Below are 3,364 nucleotides of genomic sequence, written 5' to 3'. Positions count from 1 at the left end.
GGTGCTAAGCAAGCTCTTGCTAAACTGCAAGAATGGTTAGAAAAAGGTTATATTCACCCTGACTCCGCGCTATGGGACGAAGGTAAATCGGCTGAGATTTGGACTAAAGGAAACGCAGGCGTATTGCCAGGCGCGAACTGGGTTCCAGACTGGCCAGCTCCAGACTTGTTGAAAAACGTAGCTGGTTCGCAATATAAAGCATATCCGGTACCTGCGGGACCAGATGGCTTGATGGGTACTAAATGGCAAAATTCCGGTGTTAACAGCAGCTTCATGATTAACAAAGACGCTAAACACCCGGAAGCAATTATTCTTTATTACAACTACCTGCTTGATAATCTAGCTAACCCAGCTGTTGGAAGCAAGTACGAAAATGGATTTGCTGAAGGTTATGACTGGGCTATGGTAGATGGCAAACCAACAAGCGAGAAAGAAAAAATCGATGGTTTCTTCAATAGCTTCCCGTTCATTACTGGTCCTGCTCGTATTCCTAACCTTTATATGTCATCACTTGTTAAGCTGGCTGAAGGTGCGCAACCAGAAACTCCTTACGAGAAGCAACAGGCTCAATTCCGTAAACCGGAAAACTGGTATGCTGCAAAAATTGTTATGTCACAAATCGACATTCGTAAGCAAAACTACTTTACAGGCGCAGCAACGCCTACAATGATCGAAAAATGGAACCTGCTTCGTCAGTCCGAGCTAGAAACTTTCAATAAAATCATATACGGCAAATTGCCAGTAGATGCTTTTGACGAATTCGTCAAAAATTGGAAAGCAAACGGCGGCGATCAAGTAACGAAAGAAGTTAATGATTGGTTCCAAGCTGTATCTACAAAATAATGTTTAAAAACTCCGTCTCTGTAACTAGAGACGGAGTTTTTTTGTATACCCCCAGGTGGGCACTTTCTGAAAGGCTCAAGTGCCAAATCGAGGGATAATGGGGAAAGTAGCTTACTTTCCTTTCCAATCAAAAGTAATCTCGATAACACCATTCAATTGTTCGAATCGTCCCATGATGGCCAAAACCTCCAGATTTCTTTTAAGACGTATGCTGCAATCAACGGTTAATATTTTGTAGGAGGTATCTGATTCATCTTGGCGTGTTACGGATACGTTATGGATTTCGATACGTTCTTTTTCCATTACTGTTCTTAGATCATCTAATTTCAGAATATCTTCTTTTAAAGTAAATTGCATGGTGCCTTCCACGCTTGTCAAAACAAATCGGGTTTCGATTTTGCGCATGACTACGATACAAATAACGACGATTAGGGTGGTTGCAACAGCAGGTACATAAAAGCCTGCTCCAACACTCAAGCCAATACCAGCTACAACCCAAAGCATCGCTGCTGTCGTAAGACCGGATATGTGATTGGAACGTCGCATAATAGCACCAGCTCCAAGAAATCCAATACCACTAACGACCTGTGCCGACAGCCGCGCTGGATCGAAGCGAGCGTTGGGATGATCAATAAGATCGCCAAAGCCATAGATTGAAGTAATCATAATGAGCGATGAACCTACGGATACGAGCAGGTTGGTCTTAAAACCTGCTTGCTTGTTTCGGATCTCACGTTCCCACCCTATAATTCCGCCGAGAGAAGCCGCTATAAGCAATCGAATAATGATAGTGAGCCAATCAATATGGATACTGATCATGAATCTTCACGCCTTCCTTAACTATACACGTTATATGATAAATCAGCTCCTGCTGCAGATTATCATATCCGATGCACATTAATTCGCTATCTCATAGATGTCATTAWCGGAGTTTATGACATAATTGGGTTGGAATTCTGCTTGTAAGACGTCTTCTGGACGAGAAGTGCCTGTTAAAACGAGTGCAGTATGCATACCCGATATTTTGCCGATATAGATATCGGTTTCTAAACGATCACCGATCATGAGGCAATCCTTGGCCGTTAAGTTAAGCACATTAAGGGCTACATCAGCCATATGCTTGGAAGGCTTTCCCGCAATGTCATTGATCTTTATTCCTGTCGCACCTTCAATGGCTCCTATTATACTGCCGCAATCGGGTAAATCGCCGTCTGGCGTTGGACAGGTTCTGTCGGGATTAGTTGCTATCACTTTCGCTCCTCGTTTGATGGCTTGGTAAGCAAAATTCAATTGATCATAGTGAAAATTGCGATCCCATGATAGAACAATTACATCGGTTTCATCAGGGGWGCTTGCAAAAAGGACACCTTCTCTTTCCAACTCATCTTTGAAAATCTGCTCTCCGATAACATAAACCTGTTGTCCTTGGTGACGTTCACGCAGTAAACTTAGGGTGACAATGACAGGACTTAAGATTTCGTTTAATGTGACAGGTATGCCGAGGCCATTTAGCTTCTTGACATAATTATGTCTGGAATCTATTGTTTTGTTAGTAAGGAAAAGTACTTTCTTATCATCGGCTAATAGACGATTTACCGTATTCACGGCTCCTTCAATAGCATTTTGCCCCAAATAAATGGTACCGTCCAAATCAAATATATAACCTTTATATTGATTCATTGTTTATTCTCCTTTGATGTGGTTCAATTTTGCTAGAAACTCGAGATAGAGCAGGAGAACCACGATAGATCTTTCAATGGTAGAAAGAGTATCATGGTTCTCCTATTCGAATGAAGCTATCCTTGCATTTTAAGTTAGAGAAAGTGTTACTGCAATCGAATAATGATCGGAAGGATATCTTCCGTCACGCAGCTTGCGATCGACAACGGTTTCTATCATTTCAACATCTGATGTAGTGAATACGTAGTCAATGGGTTGACCCTTAGTACCGCCTTCGAACGCGTGAAATGTACATCCGACAGACTCGTTCAAGATCGAGTAAGCATCAACAAATTGCTCCTGAAGTAATGTAATGGCGATATTGTCTGGATGTGCGTTGAAATCACCCATGAGCAGAACAGGAAGACATTCTTCCCCGCGTAATTGCTGAATACGTGCAATAATCAGCTTGGAGCTTTCTTCCCGAGCCTGTTGTCCTAAATGATCGAAATGAGTATTAAAGATATAGAAGCGGGTTCCAGACTGCTTATTCATTTCGAAGCAAACCCAAGTGCAAATTCGGGGCAAGCAACTATCCCAGCTCTTGCTGCCAGGCAATTCAGGAGTTTCAGACAACCAAAATTGCCCATGTTTTATAACGTTAAGTTCCGCATGCTTATAGTAGATTGCACAGCATTCGTCTTGCTGTGGTTGACCGCTCTCATAGCCTAGACGTCCTTCGCCGATACGGTTGTAACCGGGCAGTAAGTTATCCAAGTCCTCAAGCATTCCGTACTTGCCTTCTTGTGTTCCGAGCAAAGTAGGATTCGACTCTTGGATAAGAGCAGCGGCAGCCTGTAAG

Annotated in this window: 4 protein-coding genes; 1 reads left to right on the top strand and 3 read right to left on the bottom strand. The window is 42.7% G+C overall.

What is annotated here, in order from left to right:
* A partial coding sequence (locus AC1DWN_RS30770) for a type 2 periplasmic-binding domain-containing protein (protein ID WP_477562664.1) occupies positions 1-843 on the top strand: 843 nt, incomplete at its 5' end.
* A gap of 111 nt (positions 844-954) precedes the next feature.
* Here AC1DWN_RS30770 and AC1DWN_RS30765 read toward each other — a convergent pair.
* The 3 genes from AC1DWN_RS30765 to AC1DWN_RS30755 form a co-directional block, all read right to left on the bottom strand.
* Complete coding sequence (locus AC1DWN_RS30765; RefSeq protein ID WP_477562663.1) at positions 955-1,662, bottom strand: MgtC/SapB family protein; 708 nt, start codon at positions 1,660-1,662, stop codon at positions 955-957.
* Between the two features lie 78 nt (positions 1,663-1,740).
* Positions 1,741-2,523: an HAD-IIA family hydrolase gene (locus AC1DWN_RS30760; RefSeq protein WP_477562662.1), complete on the bottom strand. Its 783-nt coding sequence runs from the start codon at positions 2,521-2,523 to the stop codon at positions 1,741-1,743.
* A 129-nt stretch (positions 2,524-2,652) separates the two neighbouring features.
* Positions 2,653-3,364: endonuclease/exonuclease/phosphatase family protein (locus AC1DWN_RS30755; RefSeq protein ID WP_477562661.1), on the bottom strand; the 712-nt coding region annotated here is incomplete at its 5' end.

This window comes from Paenibacillus sp. P4_A7 (genome assembly GCF_056402455.1).
Note: the sequence above shows the minus strand (reverse complement) of the source record. Positions and strands in the feature narration are given on the sequence as shown.